23 protein-coding genes are annotated in these 19,830 nt (G+C 64.0%); 12 read left to right on the top strand and 11 right to left on the bottom strand.

The genetic code is table 11. From position 1 onward, the window contains the following. Positions 1-98: 98 nt before the first annotated feature. A complete protein-coding gene (locus tag F6X59_RS16755) occupies positions 99-962 on the bottom strand; it encodes a universal stress protein (protein ID WP_152957178.1) in 864 nt (287 codons plus the stop codon). Positions 963-1,116: 154 nt separating this feature from the next. Here F6X59_RS16755 and F6X59_RS16750 point away from each other — a divergent pair, with 154 nt between their 5' ends. Further along, entirely contained in the window at positions 1,117-1,734 is a 618-nt protein-coding gene (locus F6X59_RS16750; RefSeq protein WP_152957177.1) for a tRNA-(ms[2]io[6]A)-hydroxylase, read from the top strand. A 4-nt stretch (positions 1,735-1,738) separates the two neighbouring features. Here F6X59_RS16750 and F6X59_RS16745 read toward each other — a convergent pair whose 3' ends face one another. After that, complete coding sequence (locus tag F6X59_RS16745) at positions 1,739-2,059, bottom strand: YqjD family protein (protein ID WP_152957176.1); 321 nt, start codon at positions 2,057-2,059, stop codon at positions 1,739-1,741. Positions 2,060-2,187: 128 nt separating this feature from the next. On the opposite strand from F6X59_RS16745, the gene F6X59_RS16740 reads away from it, so the two are divergent. After that, on the top strand, positions 2,188-2,451 hold the full coding sequence (locus F6X59_RS16740; RefSeq protein ID WP_152957175.1) for a hypothetical protein: 264 nt from the start codon (positions 2,188-2,190) through the stop codon (positions 2,449-2,451). Positions 2,452-2,459: 8 nt separating this feature from the next. On the opposite strand, the gene F6X59_RS16735 is transcribed toward F6X59_RS16740, so the two are convergent. Beyond that, the gene (locus tag F6X59_RS16735; protein WP_152957174.1) at positions 2,460-2,948 is read right to left on the bottom strand and encodes an LEA type 2 family protein; all 489 of its coding nucleotides are present in this window, start codon (positions 2,946-2,948) and stop codon (positions 2,460-2,462) included. 94 nt (positions 2,949-3,042) lie between these two features. Next, entirely contained in the window at positions 3,043-3,939 is an 897-nt protein-coding gene (locus tag F6X59_RS16730; RefSeq protein WP_152957173.1) for a LysR family transcriptional regulator, read from the bottom strand. A gap of 102 nt (positions 3,940-4,041) precedes the next feature. On the opposite strand from F6X59_RS16730, the gene F6X59_RS16725 reads away from it, so the two are divergent. From F6X59_RS16725 to F6X59_RS16700, 6 genes are all read left to right on the top strand, one after another. Beyond that, positions 4,042-5,121 carry an extracellular solute-binding protein gene (locus tag F6X59_RS16725; protein WP_152957172.1) on the top strand — a complete coding sequence of 360 codons (1,080 nt, stop codon included), beginning with the start codon at positions 4,042-4,044 and terminating at the stop codon, positions 5,119-5,121. Between the two features lie 25 nt (positions 5,122-5,146). After that, on the top strand, positions 5,147-6,109 hold the full coding sequence (gene speB, locus F6X59_RS16720) for an agmatinase (RefSeq protein ID WP_372240421.1): 963 nt from the start codon (positions 5,147-5,149) through the stop codon (positions 6,107-6,109). A gap of 136 nt (positions 6,110-6,245) precedes the next feature. Continuing rightward, positions 6,246-6,563 carry a hypothetical protein gene (locus tag F6X59_RS16715; protein WP_152957171.1) on the top strand — a complete coding sequence of 106 codons (318 nt, stop codon included), beginning with the start codon at positions 6,246-6,248 and terminating at the stop codon, positions 6,561-6,563. A gap of 20 nt (positions 6,564-6,583) precedes the next feature. Further along, on the top strand, positions 6,584-7,732 hold the full coding sequence (locus F6X59_RS16710; protein ID WP_152957170.1) for a PQQ-dependent sugar dehydrogenase: 1,149 nt from the start codon (positions 6,584-6,586) through the stop codon (positions 7,730-7,732). Between the two features lie 92 nt (positions 7,733-7,824). Beyond that, a complete protein-coding gene (gene zapE / locus F6X59_RS16705; protein WP_152957169.1) occupies positions 7,825-8,934 on the top strand; it encodes a cell division protein ZapE in 1,110 nt (369 codons plus the stop codon). A gap of 12 nt (positions 8,935-8,946) precedes the next feature. Next, a complete protein-coding gene (locus F6X59_RS16700; RefSeq protein ID WP_152957168.1) occupies positions 8,947-9,528 on the top strand; it encodes a DinB family protein in 582 nt (193 codons plus the stop codon). A 28-nt stretch (positions 9,529-9,556) separates the two neighbouring features. Here F6X59_RS16700 and F6X59_RS16695 read toward each other — a convergent pair whose 3' ends face one another. The 6 genes from F6X59_RS16695 to yegQ form a co-directional block, all read right to left on the bottom strand. Beyond that, positions 9,557-10,555 (bottom strand): alpha/beta fold hydrolase, encoded by a 999-nt coding sequence (locus F6X59_RS16695; RefSeq protein WP_152957167.1) that lies wholly within the window; start codon positions 10,553-10,555, stop codon positions 9,557-9,559. Positions 10,556-10,630: 75 nt separating this feature from the next. Further along, complete coding sequence (locus tag F6X59_RS16690; RefSeq protein WP_152957166.1) at positions 10,631-11,068, bottom strand: YqaA family protein; 438 nt, start codon at positions 11,066-11,068, stop codon at positions 10,631-10,633. Further along, positions 11,068-11,496: a DUF411 domain-containing protein gene (locus tag F6X59_RS16685; RefSeq protein ID WP_152957165.1), complete on the bottom strand. Its 429-nt coding sequence runs from the start codon at positions 11,494-11,496 to the stop codon at positions 11,068-11,070. Before F6X59_RS16685 ends, F6X59_RS16690 begins: the two co-directional genes overlap by 1 nt. A gap of 14 nt (positions 11,497-11,510) precedes the next feature. After that, positions 11,511-12,254 carry a copper resistance protein B gene (locus F6X59_RS16680; protein ID WP_152957164.1) on the bottom strand — a complete coding sequence of 248 codons (744 nt, stop codon included), beginning with the start codon at positions 12,252-12,254 and terminating at the stop codon, positions 11,511-11,513. Next, a complete protein-coding gene (locus F6X59_RS16675; RefSeq protein WP_152957163.1) occupies positions 12,247-13,938 on the bottom strand; it encodes a copper resistance system multicopper oxidase in 1,692 nt (563 codons plus the stop codon). Before F6X59_RS16675 ends, F6X59_RS16680 begins: the two co-directional genes overlap by 8 nt. Before the next feature lie 78 nt (positions 13,939-14,016). After that, positions 14,017-15,351 (bottom strand): tRNA 5-hydroxyuridine modification protein YegQ, encoded by a 1,335-nt coding sequence (gene yegQ / locus F6X59_RS16670; RefSeq protein WP_152957162.1) that lies wholly within the window; start codon positions 15,349-15,351, stop codon positions 14,017-14,019. 129 nt (positions 15,352-15,480) lie between these two features. Here yegQ and F6X59_RS16665 point away from each other — a divergent pair, with 129 nt between their 5' ends. Continuing rightward, positions 15,481-16,545 carry an AI-2E family transporter gene (locus F6X59_RS16665; RefSeq protein ID WP_152957161.1) on the top strand — a complete coding sequence of 355 codons (1,065 nt, stop codon included), beginning with the start codon at positions 15,481-15,483 and terminating at the stop codon, positions 16,543-16,545. A gap of 7 nt (positions 16,546-16,552) precedes the next feature. Here the strand turns inward: F6X59_RS16665 and F6X59_RS16660 are convergent, their stop codons facing one another. Beyond that, a complete protein-coding gene (locus F6X59_RS16660) occupies positions 16,553-18,616 on the bottom strand; it encodes a TonB-dependent receptor domain-containing protein (RefSeq protein ID WP_152957160.1) in 2,064 nt (687 codons plus the stop codon). 230 nt (positions 18,617-18,846) lie between these two features. Between F6X59_RS16660 and F6X59_RS16655 the strand changes: the two genes are divergently transcribed. From F6X59_RS16655 to F6X59_RS16645, 3 genes are read left to right on the top strand one after another with little or no spacing between them, the layout of a single operon-like run. Beyond that, positions 18,847-19,092: a response regulator transcription factor gene (locus tag F6X59_RS16655; protein WP_152957159.1), complete on the top strand. Its 246-nt coding sequence runs from the start codon at positions 18,847-18,849 to the stop codon at positions 19,090-19,092. Positions 19,093-19,103: 11 nt separating this feature from the next. Then, positions 19,104-19,475, top strand: a complete 372-nt coding sequence (locus tag F6X59_RS16650) for a head completion/stabilization protein (RefSeq protein ID WP_152957158.1) — start codon at positions 19,104-19,106, stop codon at positions 19,473-19,475. Then, a complete protein-coding gene (locus F6X59_RS16645) occupies positions 19,468-19,830 on the top strand; it encodes a hypothetical protein (RefSeq protein WP_110639131.1) in 363 nt (120 codons plus the stop codon). Before F6X59_RS16650 ends, F6X59_RS16645 begins: the two co-directional genes overlap by 8 nt.

Raw genomic sequence — 19,830 nt, 5'->3', positions numbered from 1 at the left:
TTTCCCCATGTGAGAGTAGGTCATCGTCAAGATTCATTTCGCAAAACCCCTATCTGCACATGCAGGTAGGGGTTTTGTCTTTCTGGCCCAGGAAACCTTCAGCCCCGGGCCAGTTCCGCCAGGTGCGCCGTCGCTTCTTCGCTCTTGAGCACCAGCACATCGCCTTCCAGCGAATCGAGCACCACTTCGGCAGTATTACCGATCAGGGCCCCGGAAATCCCGGTGCGCGCGACAGTGCCGATTACCGTGACCACGGCATCGAGTTGCTTCTCGAAATGGGGAATCAGCACATCTGCTGGCCCTTCCGCGACATGCAGGCGGTCTTCACTGATATCGAACTCGGCCTGGAACGCACTGCAGGCCTCCCGATAGCGCTTCTCGATGGTTTCACTCAGCTGATAAACCGGGTCTGACGCCGACAGCATCGGGGAGGGGTGCGCACTGACGACATGCAGGTCGCCCTTGGCCAACCCGGCAATCGCATAGCCGTGGTCGATGATGCTGGCGTGCAGGTGGCGATGATCTTCGTCCTGGTTGCCCACGTCCACCGCTGCCAGGATCACGCCGCCGGTCCACGATCGTTCGCTTTTGACCATCAGTACCGCACACGGGCACTGGCGCAGCAGCTTCCAGTCGGTAGGCGTCAGCAGGGCCTTTTTCAACGGGTTGTCGGGCCGGTGCTCCTTGATCACCAGCTCACAACCTTCTGCCTGCTGCACATAGATGATCGACTCGTGCAGGCTTTCCTGCCATTTTTGTTCATGGGTCACGTTATCATAGCCATCATCATGCAACTGGCTGCTGAGCAAGCTGAGCAACGCACTGTGATCATGCTTCTTGTCACACATCAGCAGATGCAGGCGAGCACCGGTCACGCCGGCGATCAGCTTGGCCCGAGTCAGCGCACGGCTATGGGCATGTTCGGGGTCGAGGACGACGAGGATGCTGCGGACAGCTTGCATGGGCGTTAACTCCGTTCAAAGGTTGCGACCAATGCCTGACTATAGTCGGCGCCTCCCGCGTCGCCGCTTGACGTACATCAAGCATAGCCACTGGTGCTACCTGCCGCCCCCGGTATAATCGCCGGTCTTGCCTGTCCAGTGTGGTTGTTCGCTTATGTCGCTGATCCCCGAAATCGATGCCTTCCTCGGCTGCCCGACCCCAGATGCCTGGATCGAAGCGGCACTCGCCGACCAGGAAACCCTGCTGATCGATCACAAGAACTGCGAGTTCAAGGCGGCCAGCACCGCCCTGAGCCTGATCGCCAAGTACAACACTCACCTGGACCTGATCAACATGATGTCGCGCCTGGCCCGTGAAGAGCTGGTGCATCACGAGCAGGTACTGCGGCTGATGAAGCGCCGTGGCGTGCCGCTGCGGCCGGTCTCGGCAGGGCGCTATGCGTCTGGCCTGCGCCGTCTGGTGCGCGCCCACGAGCCGGTGAAGCTGGTGGATACACTGGTGGTCGGAGCATTCATCGAAGCCCGTAGTTGCGAGCGCTTTGCCGCTTTGGTGCCGCACCTCGATGAAGAGCTCGGCACCTTCTATCACGGCTTGCTGAAAAGCGAAGCCCGCCACTATCAGGGTTACCTGAAACTGGCCCACCAGTACGGTGACGAGGCGGACATCGTCCGTCGCGTCGAACTGGTGCGCGCAGCGGAAGCGGAGCTGATCCAGTCTCCCGATCAGGAGCTCCGTTTCCACAGCGGTATCCCGATGGCGCAGGCGGCCTGAACACCTAGTGGCGGCGCCCCAGCAGCAGGCCAATTACCAGGCCGAAGCCTGCGGACACGGCCACGGTCTGCCATGGATGGCCACCGATATAGTCCTGGGTGGCGTCGACCACCGGTTGCGCCTTGGCGCGCACCTGGCCGGCGGCCTCACGGGCCTGGCGCAATTTAAGGCTCACCTGCGCTCTCAGGGTCTCGGCTTCTTCGCCAACCAGCGCGGCGCTTTCGTTAAGCAGTTTTTCTGACTCTTCGATCAATGACTGCAGCTCACTGAACACTTGGTCCTTGATCTGATCACTGTCGGCCAGTGCTGCGGTTTTTCGGGCCATGAACACGTCCTCGTCGATGGGGTGGTTGAACAATGGATGCCAGCGCGCCGGGAAAGTTGCGATGGCTTTGCCGATGATGCGACGCCAGGGTGTAAGATAGCGGCCATTTTCAACAGGCAGGAACCTTCATGACTTTCAATCTGGCCAACATGAGCTTCGAGGAACGGGCGCAGATCGAGGCGGAAAAGGCCCGGCTGTTCGAGATGTGGCAGAACAACCTGGGCAAAGCCAAAGGCGAAGCTGCGCGGCTGATCGCCGAAAAGCCACGCCGCAAAGGCAAGTGGGCTGAATGGGTGCGTGCCGAACTGGACGCTATGTCGCCGCCGGAATTCGCCAGCATGGTCCGCAGCGAGGTCAACAAGATGATGGCTGCCGCCAGCGCCAGTCGCTGATCCATCCCCTACCTGTACAGGCTGCCCTCCTTGGGCAGGTCCAGCTTGCCCTCGTCAGTGAAGCGCACGGTGCCCAACGGCCCGCCGGCCAGTTTGCCGCGCAGCTTGTAAGGCATCCCTTGCAGTGAATCGAGCTTGCCCAGGCCGTAGGCCTGGCGCAGGAAGGCGAACGCCGTGATGCTCACGGGCACCACGATCACGGCTTCGTCGTAACGGCCGATGTGCCCTTGCTGATCACTGACCCCAGCTGCCAGCGGCTGACCGTTCACCTCCAGGTTCAGCGCAACGCCGTTGTAGTCGATGGCCGACTCGTTGGGGTTCTGCACCCTCATCTTCACCGCCATGCGCATTTCCAGCTCCTGGCCCGGCAGCGGCTCGATGCCGATCACACTGATATTGAGCGGGTCGCGAGCCTGGAACAGTGCGCAGGCGTTGAGCGCGCCAGCCAGCATCAGTACCAGCGGCAGGCGAAGGGAGCGGCGCAAACGGGCAGCCATGGGTAAGGTCCTTGCCGACGAAGTGGTGCCTGCAGTGTGGCAAATGCACGGTCGCGTTGAAAGTGTTGGGTCTTGTGAGTGAGACCGTTTCTCGTTAACGCCCGATAAACACCACCAGCAGGTCCTCCAAAAACGCCTGCTGCGCCTCCCCAGGCACCTGTGCCCGATGCCGAGCCAAGGTGAAGGGCACCACGAAATCCAGCAGCGGATCCAGCGCCCGCAACATCCCCTGATCTTCCCAGCTCGCCGCGCAGTGACACGGCAGATAGCCAATATGCCGCCCCGAAAGAATCAACGTCAGCACGCTCTCGATCTGCTCCGCCACCGCCATGCTGCGCCGGCTCTGGAACGGCTCGCCGTCTTTGAGAAAGCGGTAGGGATGGCGCACCTGGTCGGCCTCCAGCAATTGCTCGTGCGTTACCTCGGCCTGATCGAACAGCGCATGCCCCTTGCCGCAGTACAGGCGTTGGCGCTCTTCGAACAATGGCTGATAGTCGAAGGCTGCCTGGTTGCCGGAAAAATAGCTGATGGCAAAGTCCAGCCGTTGCTCCAACAGCAGCCGCTCCAGCTCCGCCGGTGGTGCGCTGATCAGCTCCACCTGCACCGCTTCCTCACGCCCGCGAAAGCGTGAAATAGCCGTGGCCAGGCGCAGGCTCACGGCCGCATCCTGGTTCTCGGCCATCCCCACCCGCACCGTTCCCAGCAGGCGCCCGGCCACGCCGTTGGCCTGCTGGCGGAACAACTCGATGTTCAGCAACAGGCCACGGGCAGCCTCCAGCAGCAGCTCGCCCTTGTCGGTCAGGCGAAAACCGCCTTTGCCACGGCTGCACAGGCGGTAGCCCAGGCGCGTTTCCAGCTGCGCCATGCGCTGGCTGATAGTGGGCTGGCTCAGCCCCAGTACGCCTTGGGCGGCACTGAAGCCGCCGGCCTCTACTACAGTGACGAACAGCCGCAGCAAGTGCAGGTCGGGGTCGTGCAGTTGTCCGAGCATCACATTGCTCCTGATGAATGTCAGCTTTGCAAACTTGCCATTCTTGCAATGTTACCCGGCTGCCATGCTGGCGGCATCCACCCACTTGCCGAGGTGCCCGTCATGCGTCGATCGCTGTGCCTGTTGTCCTTGATCCTGGCCCTGCCGCTGCAGGCCGAAGAAAAGGTCGTCAATCTCTACAGCTGGGCCGACTACGTCGCCCCGCAAACTCTTCAGCGCTTCGAAAAGGAAACCGGCTACAAGGTGCGTTACGACACCTTCGACACTACCGAAGTCCTGGAAACCAAGCTGCTCACTGGCCGCAGCGGCTACGACGTGGTCGTGCCGTCAGCCACCGTGCTGGCCCGGGCGCTGAAGGCCAATGCCCTGCAACCGCTCGACGCGCAAGGCATGCCCGGCTACGCCAACCTCGACAAGGACCTGCTGGCCAAGCTGGCAGAGGCCGACCCAGGCAACCGTTACGCGGTGCCCTACACCTGGGGCACCCTGGGCCTGGGGGTGAATGTCGAGGCCGTGCGCCAGCGCTTGGGCGATGTGCCGCTGGATAGCCTCGACCTGCTGTTCAAGCCTGAGTACGCCAGCCGCCTCAAGGCGTGCGGCATCGCCATGCCAGACTCGCCGCAGGAAGTGATCGGCGTCGCCCTCAATTACCTTGGCAAAGACCCTTACAGCCAGGACAAGGCCGACCTCGCGGCGGCGCAGAAGCTGCTGAACCAGCTGCAACCGTCGATCAGCTATGTCGCCAATGGCCGGCAGATCAGCGACCTGGCCAACGGCAGCGTGTGCCTGGCGTTGACCTACAACGGCGATGCGGCCATGGCCGCCGACCAGGCGCGCCGCGCCGGCAAGCCCTTCGAGCTGATCTACCGCATCCCCCGTGAAGGCACGCTGGTGTGGCAGGACAACCTGGTCATACCCAAGGATGCCCCGCACCCGGAAGCCGCCCGGGCGTTCATCGCGTTCATGTTGAAACCGGAGTCGGTGGCAGCGCTGACCAATACGCTGTTCTTCGCCAATGCCAACCAGGCAGCGACGCCTCTGGTCGATGACGCCGTGCGCAATGACCCGGATATCTACCCTCCTGCCAATGTGCGTGAGCGCTTGTATGCCGACCGCAGCATGGCGCTGTCCGACCTGCGCCAGCGCAACCGCTTGTGGACGGCTTTCCGCAGCCGCCAGTGACCGATAAATACCAAGGAGCCCCACCGTGGAGCAAGCCCAGAACAACGACCAGGCCATGACCCGCGACAGCCTGTACGGTACCGCAGCAGAAAGTACCTACGCCGGTATCACCAGTTTCTCCCGTCGCCGCTACAGTCGCGACCTGCGTGGGGTGGATGTGGTGGTCAGCGGTGTGCCGTTCGACACCGCCACCAGCAACCGCCCCGGCGCGCGCTTCGGGCCGCGCGCAATCCGCGCCGCCTCGGTGCAGCAGGCCTGGGCACGCCACTGGCCCTGGGCGTTCGACCCGTTCGACCAGCTGGCGGTGATCGACTATGGCGACTGCGCCTTCGACAGTGGCACCCCGCAGTCGGTCCCGGACAGCATCCAGGCCCACGCCGAGCACATTCTTGAAGCCGGTTGCGCCATGCTCACCCTGGGCGGTGACCATTTCATCAGCTACCCGCTGCTCAAGGCCCATGCCCGGCGCCATGGCCCCCTGGCGCTGATCCATTTCGATGCGCACAGCGACACCTGGCCGGACGAGGAGGGCCGCATCGACCATGGCACCATGTTCTGGCATGCCGCACGCGAGGGCCTGGTCGATCCGTCCTGCTCGGTGCAGGTCGGCCTGCGCACCACCAATGACGACAGCCAGGGCTTCGCCATCCTCGATGCCCGGCAGGTGCATCGCCAGGGCACCGAAGCGATCATCGCAGCGATCCGCCAACGGGTCGGCGACCGACCGGTGTACCTGACCTTCGACATCGACTGCCTCGACCCGGCCTATGCGCCCGGCACCGGCACCCCGGTATGCGGTGGCTTGAGCACGGTGCAGGCGCTGGAGATCCTCGGTGGCCTGCGCGGCATCAACCTGGTGGGCATGGACCTGGTGGAGGTGGCGCCGGCCTATGACCACGCTGATATCACCGCGCTGGCCGGAGCCACCCTGGCCATGGAGATGCTGTGCCTGTACGCGGCACGGCACAAGGTCGATGCCGCCCGGTGATCGGCGGGCCTGATGCACTGCGCCATCAGGCCCATACTGAAACATCAGGAATCGCATTCACACTTTTGCCGCGAACCCTTCGCGCCTTAGGCTATCCAAACGCACACGGCGCGCTTTTTCGTACAGGAGGTGAAGCATGGGTCTTAGAGTGCCAACCTTGATCATCGGCTTGACGCTGGGCCTGTCGGTGCAGGCAGCTCCTGCGCAGCCACTGCAGCTCGCCGCCAGCAACAACAACCCGTACAACAGTCCGATCCAGCGCGCCAACCCCAACAGCCGCCAGGGCAGCATGCCGGCCACACCGCCCGTGCGCGGCCCGTCCACCCAGCCCATCTACCGCACGCCAAGCCTGGACAACCGCGGTATCGGCAATGGCGACAACCTGCGCCGCCAGCAGCAGGCGCCCAATCTGGAGCCGACGCGGCCACCGCGTGATAGCCAGCGTGCGCCCTGACCCATAGAAAGGAATCCTGCATGACCCGAACCCACTGGCTGACTGCCTTGACCGCTGCTGCGCTGTTGCCGCTGCTGGCCCATGCTGCCCCTGAGCAGCAATTTTCCAGCGAAGAGGGGCAACTCACGGTCAGCACCGTGGCCGATGGCCTGCGCAACCCTTGGGCACTGGCATTCCTGCCGGGCGGCAAGGACATGCTGGTCACCGAGCGCCCCGGCAACCTGCGCGTGGTGAGCGCCGAGGGCAAGGTCGGCCCACCCATCAGCGGCGTGCCCAAGGTCTGGGCCGAAGGCCAGGGTGGCCTGCTCGACGTGGTGCTGTCGCCTGGGTTTGCCAAGGACCGCACGGTCTACCTGTCGTACGCCGAGGAGGGCAGTGATGGCAAGGCCGGCACGGCAGTGGGCCGTGGCCAGCTGTCCGAGGACCGTGCACGGCTGGAGCACTTCAATGTGATCTTCCGCCAGCAACCCAAGCTCTCCGAAGGCAATCACTTTGGCTCGCGGCTGGTATTCGACCGCGACGGCTTCCTATTCATCGCCCTGGGCGAGAACAACCAGCGCCCGACAGCCCAGGACCTGGACAAGCTGCAGGGCAAGATCGTGCGGATCCTGCCTGATGGTGAAGTACCGAAGGACAACCCCTTCGTCGGCAAGCAGGACGTGCGCCCGGAAATCTGGTCGTTCGGCCATCGCAACCAGCAGGGCGCGGCGCTCAACCCCTGGACCGGCAAGCTTTGGACCCATGAACACGGCCCGCGTGGCGGCGACGAGATCAACATCCCGGAGCCGGGCAAGAACTATGGCTGGCCGATCGCCACGCAGGGTATCAACTACTCGCTGATGCCCATCCCGGAAGCCGAGGGCAAGCATGTCGACGGTATGGTCGACCCGCACCATGTCTGGGAAAAGTCACCCGGCATCAGCGGCATGGCCTTCTATGACAGCCCGACCTTCAAGGCCTGGGATCACAACCTGTTCATTGGCGCGCTGGCGACCCAGGAGTTGATCCGCCTGCAGCTCGATGGTGACAAGATCGTCCATGAAGAGCGCTTGCTGGGCGACTTGAAGGCGCGCATCCGTGATGTGCGGGTGGGGCCGGATGGCTACCTGTATGTGCTGACCGATGCCAAGGATGGCGCACTGCTGAAGGTGGGGTTGAGCGAGGGCTGAAGGCAACGGATGCCTTCTCTGGCTCTATCGCCGGCTTGCCGGCGATAGAGCCAGTGCAGACAATAGGGCTCTGACAGGCCAAGCGAACTGCCATGCCCATTGATCCGAACACCCTCTATAACCAAGCACTCAGCGAGCAGGGCTATGCCCAGGACCCGGCTCAAGGGCGCGCAGTCGATGCCCTGCAGACCTGCTTTCAGGCCATAGAACAGGGGCATCGCCCCCAGGGCCTCTACCTCTGGGGCCCGGTCGGCCGCGGCAAGACCTGGCTCATGGACCTGTTCCACCGCTGCCTCAGCGTCCCGTCCCGGCGCCAGCACTTCCACCATTTCATGGCCTGGGTCCACCAGCGCCTGTTCCAGCTCAACGGCACTGCCGACCCCTTGAAGGCGCTGGCGCGGGAACTGGCCGGGCAGATTCGAGTGTTGTGCTTCGACGAACTGTTCGTCAGCGACATTGGCGATGCGATCATCCTCGGCCGCCTGTTCCAGGTGCTGTTCGATCACGGCGTGGTGGTGGTCGCCACCTCTAATCAGCCGCCGCAACAACTGTACCGCGACGGCTTCAATCGCGAGCGCTTCCTGCCGGCCATCAGCGCCATCGAGCGGCATATGCAGGTGCTTTCGGTGGCCGGCGAGCAGGACCATCGCCTGCATCCGGGCGCCCAGTGCCAGCGTTACTGGGTGGCCGAAGCGGGGAGCAAAGGCGGCGCGCTGGAAGCCGTATTCGTGCAGCTCAGCCCGGATGACCCCGGCAGCAACGCCCCCCTGCTGATCGGCTCGCGGCAGGTCGAGGTGATCCGGCGAAGCACCCAAGCCCTCTGGTGCCACTTTACCGAACTCTGCGAACGGCCCTTGGCCGCCATGGAGTTCATGGCCTTGTGCGATCAGTTTCCGGCGATCCTGGTCGAAGGTATCCCGGCTCTGGGCGGTGAACAGCAGGCCGGGCGCATCGCCCGCGGCACAGAAGATGGTGCAGCGCGTGTCGTGGCAGGCGACCGGGAATTGCCGATGCTGTCACCCAAGGATGACGCCGTGCGCCGTTTCATCGCCCTGGTCGACGAATGCTACGACCGCCGGGTGGCCCTGTACCTGGAGGCGCAGGTTCCGCTCGATGCGCTCTACACTCAAGGGTATCTGGCGTTCCCGTACCAACGGACCCTGAGCCGGCTGCGGGAGATGCAACTGCAACGCTTCGCCTGAAGGAGCCGAGCCATGGAGCCGCTGTCGCATCATCTGCTGACCCAGGCCTACAACAATGGATGGGCCAACCACCGCCTGTACAAGGCCTGCCTGCAACTGACCTTTGATGAGTTCGTCGCCCCCCGTTGCAGCTTCTTCCCGTCGATCAAGGCCACCCTCAACCATCTGCTGACGGTGGACTGGTTCTATCTGGACATGCTCGAGTGCGAACAGCGCGGTGAAGCACCGAACCCGGACGGCGAGCGTTTCTTCGAGCCTGAGCAACCATTCGCCACCTGTACCGACCTGCATGCCGAGCAGGCCCAGGCCGACCACCGGTTGATCGCCTATTGCAGCCTGTTGCAGGATGATCAGCTGGCGCGCTACGTGAGCATTGTGCGACCGCAACGGATCCAGCGCGAACAGCGCCTGCGCCTGCTCGCGCACCTGTTCGAGCACCAGATCCATCACCGTGGGCAGGTGCATGCGATGCTCAGTGATACGGCGGTAAGGCCGCCGCAGCTGGATGAGTTTTTCTGTGAAGAGGAAGCCGACCTGCGGGCTTTGGATTTTGCCGAGCTCGGCTGGACGGAAGCGCAGGTCTGGAGATTGTAGGGGGCGCACGGCGCCCCCATTGGCCCGTTTAGCGCCCGAGCCACTCCACCAGCGTGCGGTTGAAGCGCCGCGGCTCCTCGATCTGCGGGGCATGCCCCATGCCCTCGAAGGTCACCAACTCGCCGTGTGGAATCAGCTTGGCCACATGCGGCCCCAGTTCCTTGTACTTGCCCAGCTTGGCCTTCACTTCAGGCGGAGCAATGTCGCTGCCGATCGCCGTGGTGTCCTGATCGCCGATCAGCAGCAGGGTCGGCATCTTCAGGTCCTTGAACTCGTGGTACACCGGCTGGGTGAAGATCATGTCGTAGATCAGTGCCGAGTTCCACGCCACTGCCTCATGCCCCGGCCCCTTGTTCAGCCCCACCAGCATCTGCACCCAGCGTTCGTACTCGGGCTTCCAGCGCCCTGCATAGTAGGTCTTGCGCTCATACTCGCGCACGCCTTCGGCATCGAGCTTGAGCTCGCGGGCATACCACTGGTCCACCGTGCGGTAGGGCACGCCGAGGGCTTTCCAGTCCTCCAGGCCGATCGGGTTGACCATCGCCAGGCGCTCGACTTGTTGCGGATACATCAGTGCATAGCGAGTGGCGAGCATGCCGCCGGTGGAGTGGCCGAGCACGATGGCCTGTTTGACACCCAGCTGTTCGAGCAGGGCATGGGTGTTCACCGCCAGTTGCTGGAAGCTGTACTGGTACTGCGCCGGCTTGCTCGACGTGCAGAAGCCGATCTGGTCTGCGGCGATCACCCGGTAGCCCGCCTGGCTCAAGGCGTCGATGGTGGTCTCCCAGGTGGCCGCGCAGAAGTTCTTGCCGTGCATCAGCACTACGCTGCGGCCATTGGCCTGGCCCTGGGCCGGCACATCCATGTAGCCCATTTGCAGGTGCTGACCCTGGGACTGGAAGTCGAAATGCTGGAGTGGGTGAGGGTAGCTGAAGCCTTCGAGCTGTTTGCCGTAGGCAGGCGATTCGGCAGCGATGGCCGGGGCGCCGGCGAGGCAGGCCAGGGCCAGGGCGGTTGCGCGCAGCATGGGGGCACTCCATGTAGGACCATGTAGGAATTGGCGACTTTAGCAGTCAGCGGAACACCTTAAACGTTAAAGGTGTTACCAGGCATGAAACCAGCCCAGGGTAATCATCGCCACGATGCTATAACGCCCGCCCTTGGCCAGGGTCACCAGCAGCAGAAAACGCCAGAACGGCTCACGCATGATGCCGGCAATCAGGGTCAGCGGATCGCCGATCACCGGCATCCAGCTCAGCAGCAGCGACCATTGCCCCCAACGCTGGTAGCGCTGTTGCGCGCGTTCCAGCTGGCTGGCGCTGAACGGGAACCAGCGCCGCTCGCGCAGGTGCTCGATGGCCCGACCGAGCAGCCAGTTGACCAGCGAACCGAGCACATTGCCCACGGTGGCCACCAGCAGCAAGGTCAGCCAGGCATCGGGCTCGCGCAGCAGCAGGCCGACCAGCACCGCCTCCGATTGCAACGGCAGCAGGGTGGCGGCACCGAAGGCGCTGAGAAACAGCGCCCAGAGGCTCAGCATCAGTAGCTGGCGACCACGGTATCCTGGCCATCCTGGGTCACGCCGATGACTTGGTAGGCATCCTTGTGGTCACCCATTTCCATGCCCGGCGAGCCCATGGGCATGCCCGGCACGGCCAGGCCCTTGAGGTCGTTGCGCTTGGCCAGCAGGCGCACCTGCTCGGCGGGCACATGGCCTTCGACGAACTTGCCGTCGATTACCCCGGTGTGGCACGACGCCAGGCGCGGCGCCACGCCCAGGCGCTGCTTGACGGCGCTCATGTTCGGTTCGACGTGGTCGTTGACGGTGAAGCCGTTGTCGCGCAGGTGGCTGATCCAGGCCTTGCAGCAGCCACAGTTGGGGTCGCGATAGACATCGATGGTTTCGCCGGCCTGGGCCAGGCCGGTGATGGCCAGCAGGCCGAAGGTGATCAGGTGTTTACGCAGCATGGTCGAACAACTCCTTAGAAACGCAGGCGGATGCCTGCCACCAGACGGGTCTGGCCGAGGTCTTCGCCGTCCTCACGGGCCTGGCTGGCGCGGTTGCCATGCAGGCGCTCGAAGCTTACCCCGACATAAGGCGCGAAGCCTCGGCTGATTTCGTAGCGCAGGCGCAGGCCGACTTCGCTGTCGGCAAGCCCCGCCCCCTGTTCGTGGCCGGTATCGTTGCGGCCGTAGAAGTTGGCTTCCAGGTTCGGCTCGAGGATCCAGCGGTTGGTCAGCAGGATAGCGTAAGCGGCCTCCAGGCGCAGCGCGCTCTGTTGTCGCTCGCCGGCATAGGCGGTGGCTTGCAGTTCCAGGCCATACAGCGGGGTGCCCTGGATGCCGAAGGCGGCCCAGGTCTGCCCGCTGGCCGGCTTGAAGTCCTGGCGCAGGCCGCCGACCAGCTCCCACCAAGGGCTGATCGCATGGCCCCACAACGCCTGAAGCTCTGCCTTGTGGGTCTTGCCTTGTTGCCGTTCACCCTCGCTGCGCAGCCACAGGCGATCGATGTCACCACCGACCCAGGCCGTGGCGTTCCACTTGAGGGCGCTGCTGCTTTCGAAGTTCTGGTACTCCAGCTGATCGACGATCACTGCCCAATTGACGGCGCGATCATGCACCTGATGGCCCGCCAGGTGTGGGGGCTCGGCCATGGCCCGTTCGCTGGCCAGCAGTGCGGTCAGGGCGACAGCGGTTACCAGGCGCCGGTTGTTGATCTCATGCATCGACCCGTACCTCGCGGAACATGCCGGTCTCCATGTGGTAGAGCAGGTGGCAGTGGTAGGCCCAGCGGCCCAGGGCGTCGGCTGTGACCCGGTAGCTGCGGCGGCTGCCAGGCGGCATGTCGATCGTGTGCTTGCGTACCAGGAAGCGCCCATGTTCGTCCTCCAGGTCGCTCCACATGCCGTGCAGGTGGATGGGGTGGGTCATCATGGTGTCGTTGACCAGGGTGATGCGCACCCGCTCGCCGTAGGTCAGGCGCAACGGTGCGGCATCACTGAACTTGACCCCGTCGAACGACCAGGCGAAGCGCGCCATGTGTCCGGTCAGGTGCAGCTCGATATCCCGTGAAGGTTCGCGGCCATCCGGGTCCGGGTAGGGGCTGCGCAGGTCGGCATAGGTCAGCACCCGGCGGCCGTTGTCACGCAGGCCGATGCCGGGGTCGGCCAGGTTGGCGCGAGGCGCCATGGTCTGCATGTCCACCAACGGGTTGTCGGTTTCGCTGGTGGGGTGGCCTTGCAGGCTGTTCATGCTGGCGTGGTCCATGCCGGCCATGTTGCTGTGATCCATCGCGGCCATGTTGCCGTGGCCCATGTCGGCCATGCTCAGCACCGGGCGCGGGTCTGGCTCTGGCACCGCCGCCTGCAGGCCCATGGCGCGGGCCAGGGTGCCACGGGCATAGCCGCTGCGGTCCATGCTCTGGGCGAACAGGGTATAGGCGGGCAGGTCGCCGACGGTCACCAGCACGTCGTAGGTTTCGGCCACCGCGATACGCAGCTCATCAACGGTCACTGGCGTCACCGGCAGGCCGTCGGCGGCGATTACGGTCAACGAAAGGCCTGGAATGCGGAAGTCGAAGTAGGTCATGGCCGACGCATTGATCAGGCGCAGGCGCACGGTTTCGCCGGGCTGGAACAGGCAGGTGAAGTTGCCGTCCGGGGGCTGGCCGTTGAGCAGGTAGCTGTAGCTGGCGGCGCTGATGTCGGCAAGATCGGTCGGGCTCATGCGCATGCGCGCCCAAGCCAGGCGCTCGTCGACAGTATTGCCCCAACCCTTGTCGGCAACGTCGCTGACAAAGTCGCCGAGCGTGCGCTTGTGGTAGTTGAAGGCGTCGGACTGTTTTTTCAGCGTCGCCAGTAACGCTTCGGGCGCTTGGTCGGACCAATCGCTGAACAGCAGCACATGGTCACGCTGGTAGGCATGCGGTTCCGGCGCGCGCGGTTCGATGACGATCGCACCATAGACCCCGGCCTGCTCCTGCAGGCCGGAATGGCTGTGGTACCAATAGGTGCCGCTCTGGCGCAGGGTGAACTGGTACAGGTAATCGCCACCCGGCGCGATGCCGGCGAAACTCAGGCCCGGCACGCCGTCCATGTTGGCCGGCAGGAGGATGCCGTGCCAGTGGATCGAGGTGTCCTGTTCGAGGCGGTTGCGCACGCGCAGGGTCACCGTGTCGCCTTCGCGCCAGCGCAGCAGCGGGCCGGGCAGGCTGCCATTGACGGTCAGCGCGGTGCGTGGCCGGCCAGTGATGTTGACCGGCGTCTGGCCAATCAACAGCTCGAAGTGCTGGCCGGCCAGCTCGCGGCCATCGCTGGCCTGGGCCAGTGGCCGCCACAGGCCCAGGCCGGCCAGTGTGGTGGCGGCGCCCAGGCCTTTGACGAAGGTGCGGCGGGTAGGGTTGCGCAACATGGCGTGGCCTCATGCGGTAGAGCCACGATCCTCGCCGGTTGCGCCTGTCAGTTGGCTGAGGCGCCGATTACAGCCTTGTCAGGCAGCCTGTTCAGCGTCGCCCAGGTCGCGCATCAGCAGGCCGTACTCCAGCGCAACCTGCTCGGGAATCGGCAGGTACACCACATGGCCGTCACCGGGCGCCACCTCGATGGCGTGCTGTTGGCGGTCGAACAGGCGGTGCAGGTCGAAGTGGTAGTTGCCACGTGGGGTCATCAACTCCAGGTGGTCACCCAGGGCAAAGCGGTTCTTCACCTTGACCTCGGCCAGGCCATCGACGCGCACCCCCGTCAGCTCGCCGACGAACTGCTGGCGCTCGGACAGCGAATTGCCGCGCAGGTAGTTCTGGTATTCATCGTGCACATGGCGGCGCAGGAAGCCTTCGGTGTAGCCGCGCTGGGCCAGCGATTCGAGGTTGTCCATCAGGTCCCTGTCGAACGGCCTTCCGGCTGCGGCGTCGTCGATGGCCTTGCGGTAGGACTGCACGGCCCGGGCGCAGTAGAAGTGACTCTTGGTCCGGCCTTCAATCTTCAGCGAGTGCACCCCCATGGCAGCCAGGCGCTCGACGTGCTGGATGGCGCGCAGGTCCTTGGCGTTCATGATGTAGGTGCCATGCTCGTCCTCGAAGGCTGGCATCTCGCTGCCTGGGCGGTTGCTCTCTTGCAGCAGGAACACCTGCTCGGTGGGGGCGCCAAGGCCCAGGGTCGGCTCGACTTCGCGGACGATGTCGCCGGTGGCGTTTTCCGTGGCGGGGGTGGCCTGGTATTTCCAGCGGCAGGCATTGGTGCAGGTGCCCTGGTTGGCATCGCGCTTGTTCAGGTAACCGGACAGCAGGCAACGGCCGGAGTAGGCCATGCACAGTGCGCCGTGGACGAACACTTCCAGCTCCATGTCTGGCACTTGCTGGCGGATTTCCTCGATCTCCTCCAGCGACAGCTCGCGCGACAGGATCACCCGGCTCAAGCCCATCTGTTGCCAGAACTGCACGCTGGCCCAGTTCACCGTATTGGCCTGTACCGAAAGGTGCACCGGCATCTGTGGAAAGTGCTGGCGCACCAGCATGATCAGCCCGGGGTCGGACATGATCAGCGCATCGGGTGCCATCGCGATCACCGGTGCCAGGTCCTTGAGGAAGGTCTTCAACTTGGCGTTGTGCGGCGCGATGTTGACCACCACATAGAAACGCTTGCCCAAGGCATGCGCCTCGCGGATGCCCAGCGCCAGGTTGGCGTGGTCGAACTCGTTGTTGCGCACCCGCAGGCTGTAGCGCGGCTGGCCGGCGTAGACCGCGTCGGCACCGTAGGCGAAGGCATAGCGCAGGGTCTTGAGGCTGCCGGCGGGGGCAAGCAGTTCGGGCTTGGCGGGTAGGGTCATGGGCGCACCGGGGCAAAGGCGCGGATGCTACCGGCTGAGCGGGGCCGTGGTATTGATTTGAATCAAGGTCAGGGTGGCACTTTTGCGCAGATGGCATGCACTAATAACCATGACACCCAAGGAGCCGCCATGAACCACGACGCCCTGCAGAACAAAGCCCTGGCAGTACTCCTGACACTTGTGACCATTGCCTTCGTGTGGATCCTGCTGCCGTACTACGGCGCGATCTTCTGGGCGGTGATTCTCGGCATCCTGTTCGCGCCATTGCAGCGTCACCTGCTGATCCGCTTCGGCCGCCGGCGCAACCTGGCAGCGGGCTGCACCGTGCTGGTGTGCCTGCTGGTCGCCGTGCTGCCGGTGATCATCACCAGTGCCTTGCTGGTGCAGGAAGGCGCCACGCTGTACCAGCGAATCGAGAGCGGGCAGCTGGACATCGCCGGCTACGTCGAGCGCGGCAAGGACATGCTTCCGGCCTTTGCCCAGCATGGCCTGGACCGCATGGGCATGGGCAACCTGGACGGCCTGCGCGACAAGATCACCAAGTGGGCCACCCAGGGCGGCCAGGTGCTGGCGAGCCAGGCGTTCAACTTTGGCCAGGGCACCTTCGAGTTCCTGGTGAGCTTCGGCATCATGATGTACCTGCTGTTCTTCTTCCTGCGCGAGGGGGCCGACGTGGCGCGGCGGGTGCGCCTTGCCGTGCCGCTGCCGGAACACCAGAAGCGCCGCCTGCAATTGAAGTTCAACCGGGTGGTGCGGGCCACGGTCAAGGGCAATGTGCTGGTGGCCATCACCCAGGGTGCGCTGGGCGGTTTTATCTTCTGGGTGCTGGATATTCCCAGTGCGCTGGTGTGGGCGGTGCTGATGGCGTTCCTGTCGCTGCTGCCGGCGGTGGGGGCGGGGATTGTCTGGGCACCAGTGGCGGCCTATTTCCTGCTGACCGGGGCGATTCTGCCGGGGGTGATCCTGACGGCGTTCGGCATGCTGGTGATCGGCCTGGTAGACAACCTGTTGCGACCGATCCTGGTGGGCAAGGACACGCGGATGCCCGATTACCTGATTCTCGTGTCCACCCTGGGCGGGCTGGCGGTATTCGGGCTCAACGGCTTCGTGATCGGGCCGTTGATCGCGGCGTTGTTCGTTTCCAGCTGGGCGATTTTCGCTGCGACCAAGCCACAGGTGCAGTTACCGTCCTGAGTAGTTTTCAGCGGAAGCTGTACGAAACCCCGGCGTACACGGCGAAGCCTTCGCCCGGTGTCGAGCGGGCAATGTCCTGGCCGCCATCGTTGTACCCCGGGGTCACGGTTGCTGCGTAGCGCTTGTTGGTCAGGTTGCGCAGGTCCAGCCAGGTCTGCCAGTCCTGCTTCGGCGAGTCCCAGCCCAGGCGCGCGCCAAGCAGGGCATATTCGTCGGCGTGGTAGCTGTTGGCGTAGTCGACCTGCACCTTTGACGCCATCTGCGTGTTGACCCCGGCGTAGAACCCGCTCGGCCAGTCGTAGCGCAGTTCGGCCTGGTAGTAGTGCATGGGGATGCCGGGCAGGCGGTTGTCGCCGAATTTGTCGTCGTCACGGTAGTGGAAGTCGCTGAAGGTATAAGCCTGGCGCAGGCTCAGCTTGCCAGTGCCGGGTTGCTCCCAGAGGAGGCTGTCCAGGCCGGCTTCGAGGCCTTGGTGCACGGTGGGGCTGGCGTTGAACTCCTTGAACGGCAAGCCTTGCACGACTTCCACGTTGAGCAGCTCGTGACGTACCTGCGAGTAGTACCAGGCCAGATCCCAATGCCCCAGCGCCGAGTCGCCGCGGGCGCCCAGTTCCAGAGTGGTGGCGGTCTGATTCTGCATCTTCATGGGCTGATTGGGTACTGGTGCACTCCATACCAGCGACCACGGGTGCGGCGGCTCCACCGAGCGGCTGAGATTGCCGTAAACCTGCAGGTCCGGGCGAATGTCGTAACGCAGGCCCACACGCGGGGCATAGTCCCAATCATGCTGGCTGACTTTGCCGCCGGTGGCCGGGTAAGTCACATCACTTTCCCGGCGGGTATAGATCATCGCCAGGCCCGTGGTCAGCCACAGGTTGGGGATCAGTTCCAGATCATTGCCCGCATGCAGCACGGTGTCCGAACCCTGGTAGGTGAAGTCACGCATGCGCGCGCCGACCACGTCATTGGCCCGCGAGAACTGCGAGGCGCCGCTGTTGGGCAGGTGCTTGGTGGTGCGCCAGCCAAGGGTGGTCTTGCTCTCATGGCCGAGCAGGGTGTCACGACGGAAGTAGTTCAGCGTGCCGCTGACATCGGTGTAGGCCACCTTCAGACGCATGTCACCCTCGCGCAGGTCCATCGGGTAGTCGTGATAGACCAGTCCGGCCTCCAGGCGCGAATCATCGTCGAGGAAGAAGGTGGTCTTGTTGCCCACCCAGGTGCTGCCGGGTTGCGGACGGCTGTCGTTGCGTGACAGGTAGCGCGGGTTGGCGGCGCGCGGGTCGTGCTTGATCTGGTCTTTGGTCAGGCGCCCGGCCAATTCGTTTTCGGTTTCCCGATAACGCAGGTAGAAGCGCGTTTCCAGGTTCGGGTTGAAACGGTAGCCGACGTTGGCAGCGATGCCCTTGGCGCTGCCGCTGCTGTGCGCCTGGTAGCCGTCGTACTCCGAATCGGTCAGGGCCACGTAGTAGTCGAGGTTGCCCAGCACCTGCCCGGAACTGATGTGGCGGTGCTGGTAGCCACGGCTGCCGACTTCATAGCGCACCTGCAGCGGCGCAGCGTCGTAGCCGGTGTGGGTCACGTAGTTGATGGCCCCGCCCAGGGCCAGCGAGCCCTGATCGAAACCATTGGCCCCGCGCAGCACTTCGGCGCGGCTCAGCCACAGGGGTTCGAACAGCTCGTAGGGCGTACCGCCCGGGCCGGTAAGGGGCAGGCCGTCGAACATCGTGTAGACCCCGGAGCCATGGGCGCCAGGGGCACGGTTGATGCCCGAGCCGCGGATCGACAACTTGATGCCATCGTTACCCGCCGACTGCGCAAACACGCCGGGCTGGTAGGCCAGCACATCCTGATTGCTGGCGACCCGGCCTTGCCCGACACGTTGCATGTCCACCAGGTTACTGGCGCCAGGCACTGCTTGCAGGCGTTGGCGGGCGTCGTCCAGTTCGCTTTGTTCCTCGTCATTGATCAGCACCTGGCCCAGTTCGACGGCAGGCGCTGCCGTGGCGTGCGGGCTGACGGTGAAGAGGGCCAGCAGACCAAGGTAAGACGAGAGGGGTGAAACGGGACGCATCGTACAACTCCAGGCGATAGGCGGACGGACAACGGCGTTGTGACGCGCGAAAAGCCGATCGAAGCACGGCGATAAGAAATTTTCCTGTGTAGTACGTGTTGGACGGATGTGTAAGACGGTTCTCTACAAGTTGCATCGCTGGAGCCGGCACGGCCGGCGTCCGTAAGGTGGCCCCATTGGCGGCAGCACTCCGCGCTGCCCACTCTGGCGACTACTTGGGGAACTCAGTGATGGAAACCAACCTTCGACGGACACCTGAAAGCCATACCGATGCGCCGATTCACCTGACACCGCGCGAACAGCAAGTGCTGTTGTGGTGCGCCTACGGCAAGACTTCATGGGAGATCGGTCAGATCCTGCAGTGCAAAGAGTCGACGGTGAACTTTCACGTCTCCAACCTGCTGCGCAAGTTCGATGTTCCCACGCGCGTCGCAGCCGTCATCAAAGCCATCCGCTACGGCATGCTGGCCGAGTAGTGAGGAACGACATGCGTGCAGAACACATAACTCCGCAATCTTCAATCGAGCCTTCGTTCAGTGCTTCACGGTTTCCTGATTGTCACGATCCCTTCTGGCCACGCATCGAACTGAGCGTGTTACGTGCACACCTGCAGCTTGGCGAGGAGGTCAGTGAGGCGCGCCTTGCCTTGGCCGCGCGCTGCGCCGCCATCGATGCCGCCAGCGAATTCGCCAGCTGGCGTAGCGCATTGCGTTGCCGTGGTTACCGGCGCCTTGAAGAGGTGGCCGGGCATGCCAGCGGCAGGGCGTTGTCAGTCTGCTATCGGTACTTCATCGCGGCTGCGGTAAGGCGTGACCTGCGTACTGAGCCGGCAGCCGGCGGAGGAACTGCACATGGATGAGCCCTATCTGATGGAGGCCGCCATCGCTGCCTTCTACGAATTGCTGGATACCGAGGGCAGGGCGTTGTTCGGTGCGCTTTTGGGGGCCTTGTTGGTAAGCGCGGCCCGGGACCGGTTCATCATCGTTTCGCGCAAGCGCCTGTCTGCCCGCAAGCAGGTGTTGCTGGTGTTCCTGACCCTGGGGGTCGGTTACCTGTTCGAGCCGCTGTTGCACGCGATGGCGCCAATGCTATCCCGTGGCATGGCCGCGTTCGCCGCTGCGGTAGTGGTTATCCCGATTACCTTGAAGGTGCTGGTCTGGCTGGACTCGGTAGACCTGCGCGAGCTCATCCAGCGCTGGCGCCGCCGAGGCTGA

This window comes from Pseudomonas sp. MN1F, assembly GCF_009391885.1.
In the GTDB taxonomy this organism is placed as follows: Bacteria; Pseudomonadota; Gammaproteobacteria; order Pseudomonadales; family Pseudomonadaceae; genus Aquipseudomonas.
The sequence above is the reverse complement of the archived record's forward strand: the minus strand, read 5'-3'. Positions and strand labels throughout refer to the sequence as shown.

Coding starts and splice junctions, on each gene's coding strand:
- F6X59_RS16755 (WP_152957178.1), bottom strand. CDS start 962: ATGCAAGCTGTCCGCAGCATCCTCGTCGTCCTCGACCCCGAACATGCC.
- F6X59_RS16750 (WP_152957177.1), top strand. CDS start 1,117: ATGTCGCTGATCCCCGAAATCGATGCCTTCCTCGGCTGCCCGACCCCA.
- F6X59_RS16745 (WP_152957176.1), bottom strand. CDS start 2,059: ATGGCCCGAAAAACCGCAGCACTGGCCGACAGTGATCAGATCAAGGAC.
- F6X59_RS16740 (WP_152957175.1), top strand. CDS start 2,188: ATGACTTTCAATCTGGCCAACATGAGCTTCGAGGAACGGGCGCAGATC.
- F6X59_RS16735 (WP_152957174.1), bottom strand. CDS start 2,948: ATGGCTGCCCGTTTGCGCCGCTCCCTTCGCCTGCCGCTGGTACTGATG.
- F6X59_RS16730 (WP_152957173.1), bottom strand. CDS start 3,939: ATGCTCGGACAACTGCACGACCCCGACCTGCACTTGCTGCGGCTGTTC.
- F6X59_RS16725 (WP_152957172.1), top strand. CDS start 4,042: ATGCGTCGATCGCTGTGCCTGTTGTCCTTGATCCTGGCCCTGCCGCTG.
- F6X59_RS16715 (WP_152957171.1), top strand. CDS start 6,246: ATGGGTCTTAGAGTGCCAACCTTGATCATCGGCTTGACGCTGGGCCTG.
- F6X59_RS16710 (WP_152957170.1), top strand. CDS start 6,584: ATGACCCGAACCCACTGGCTGACTGCCTTGACCGCTGCTGCGCTGTTG.
- zapE (WP_152957169.1), top strand. CDS start 7,825: ATGCCCATTGATCCGAACACCCTCTATAACCAAGCACTCAGCGAGCAG.
- F6X59_RS16700 (WP_152957168.1), top strand. CDS start 8,947: ATGGAGCCGCTGTCGCATCATCTGCTGACCCAGGCCTACAACAATGGA.
- F6X59_RS16695 (WP_152957167.1), bottom strand. CDS start 10,555: ATGCTGCGCGCAACCGCCCTGGCCCTGGCCTGCCTCGCCGGCGCCCCG.
- F6X59_RS16690 (WP_152957166.1), bottom strand. CDS start 11,068: ATGCTGAGCCTCTGGGCGCTGTTTCTCAGCGCCTTCGGTGCCGCCACC.
- F6X59_RS16685 (WP_152957165.1), bottom strand. CDS start 11,496: ATGCTGCGTAAACACCTGATCACCTTCGGCCTGCTGGCCATCACCGGC.
- F6X59_RS16680 (WP_152957164.1), bottom strand. CDS start 12,254: ATGCATGAGATCAACAACCGGCGCCTGGTAACCGCTGTCGCCCTGACC.
- F6X59_RS16675 (WP_152957163.1), bottom strand. CDS start 13,938: ATGTTGCGCAACCCTACCCGCCGCACCTTCGTCAAAGGCCTGGGCGCC.
- yegQ (WP_152957162.1), bottom strand. CDS start 15,351: ATGACCCTACCCGCCAAGCCCGAACTGCTTGCCCCCGCCGGCAGCCTC.
- F6X59_RS16665 (WP_152957161.1), top strand. CDS start 15,481: ATGAACCACGACGCCCTGCAGAACAAAGCCCTGGCAGTACTCCTGACA.
- F6X59_RS16660 (WP_152957160.1), bottom strand. CDS start 18,616: ATGCGTCCCGTTTCACCCCTCTCGTCTTACCTTGGTCTGCTGGCCCTC.
- F6X59_RS16655 (WP_152957159.1), top strand. CDS start 18,847: ATGGAAACCAACCTTCGACGGACACCTGAAAGCCATACCGATGCGCCG.
- F6X59_RS16650 (WP_152957158.1), top strand. CDS start 19,104: ATGCGTGCAGAACACATAACTCCGCAATCTTCAATCGAGCCTTCGTTC.
- F6X59_RS16645 (WP_110639131.1), top strand. CDS start 19,468: ATGGATGAGCCCTATCTGATGGAGGCCGCCATCGCTGCCTTCTACGAA.